A 1,360-nucleotide genomic window follows, 5' to 3' on the forward strand; every position below is an offset into this window, starting at 1 on the left:
CCGACATCGTCCGCCTGCCGCACGATCCACCGTCCGCGTGAAGACGCGGTCGGTGAGGGGCGCTCATCGCGCCCTGCCCGGCCGAAGGGCCGGGGAGGGGAGGAGGATTGAAGATCGGTGTCGAGGACATGGGGTCCAGCACGACATCACAGGAGACACGTCATGAACATCGGTCAGATCAAGCAGAACGACGCGGGCATTTTCATGGGCCGCATTTCCACCCTCGCCGTCGCGATGACGATCGCGCTCAAGCCGGTCCAGTCGTCCAACCCGCGCGCGCCGCGCTACGAGATCCACGCGCTCACCCCGGGCCGGACGTGGGTGCAGGTCGGGGCGTTCTTCGAACTCACCTCGAACAACACCGGCGAGGCGTTCCTGAACGGCCGCATCGACGATCCGTCGCTCGCCGCGCCGCTGCAGGTCTCGGCCTTCCGCCAGGACGACGGCTCGTACAACGTCGTGTGGCAGCGCGCCCAGAAGCGCCGCGATGTCGGTGCCGCGCTCGGCGTCAAGGCGGATGACGATCTGTCGCCGCCGTTCGGCGCCGATGGCGGCCCGGTCGGCAACGGCCCCGATCACGATGCGGGCACCACCGACAACGGCCTGGGCGAAACCACCGCCCCGGTCGAGGAGCCGGTCGGCAAGGGCCGCGGTCGCCGCCAGCGCGTCGCCGAGGACGCCTGATCCACCCCCGGTGCCGTGCACTCCCTCACGGCACCGCATGGCGCACGGGCGCGCCCCCTTTCGCTCCCGCACGCCGAAACTCGGGGCAACGCCGGCACACGGCGTCGCCCTTTTTTTGCTTCATGGGCTCCAGTCCCGATTCAACACCGTATCGGATCGATAATTTAGCTATTCCTTCGCTTTATCGCCGTATAAGCACAGGATATCGCAGTTCGAACCTGGGCCACGCTCAAGGGAAGGGGGTGATGAATGGATAGCCGGGCGAATGGTGATGACACCGCTCGCGGGACCGGCACGTCCACTTCATCACGAGGTCCCGACATGGCCGACCGCGTCTCCGTCTCCATTACGATCGGGGGGAAACTTCCCGCCGATCGACTGCCCGAACTGTACAAACTCGCCGATTTCTACGGCCTCTCGACCGAATGGGGGGGAGAACCGCTTGAATCCGTTACATCCGGCGAACCCCTGCGCCTCCATGCTCACGAGGTCCAGAACGGCAATATCGAGGATATCGAGGACTTCTGCTGCACCAACGACCTTCCGTTCAGGACGTGGTCGGGAGGCTCGCCCGGGTCGTTCTCGCCCGAGGTTCGGGTCTGGCCAGGTCATGGTCCGCGCGCGATATTCTCGGCCGACGACAACGAAAGCGTCGTGCTGACGCTTCAGGAATACA

2 protein-coding genes are annotated in these 1,360 nt (G+C 65.7%); both read left to right on the plus strand.

All coding sequences use genetic code 11. The features are described from left to right. Window positions 1-162 precede the first annotated feature (162 nt). Complete coding sequence (locus tag ACP7A3_RS20915; protein WP_033967161.1) at window positions 163-684, plus strand: DUF736 domain-containing protein; 522 nt, start codon at window positions 163-165, stop codon at window positions 682-684. Window positions 685-1,005: 321 nt separating this feature from the next. Then, window positions 1,006-1,360 (plus strand): hypothetical protein (locus tag ACP7A3_RS20920; protein WP_426257030.1); only part of this gene is annotated, 355 nt, incomplete at its 3' end.

This window comes from Sphingomonas sp. DC5200-1, from assembly GCF_049897245.1.
GTDB classification, from domain to species: domain Bacteria; phylum Pseudomonadota; class Alphaproteobacteria; order Sphingomonadales; family Sphingomonadaceae; genus Sphingomonas; species Sphingomonas aquatilis.

Excerpts from the sequence above, each read along its gene's own strand:
- ACP7A3_RS20915 (WP_033967161.1), top strand. The coding sequence starts at position 163 with ATGAACATCGGTCAGATCAAGCAGAACGACGCGGGCATTTTCATGGGC.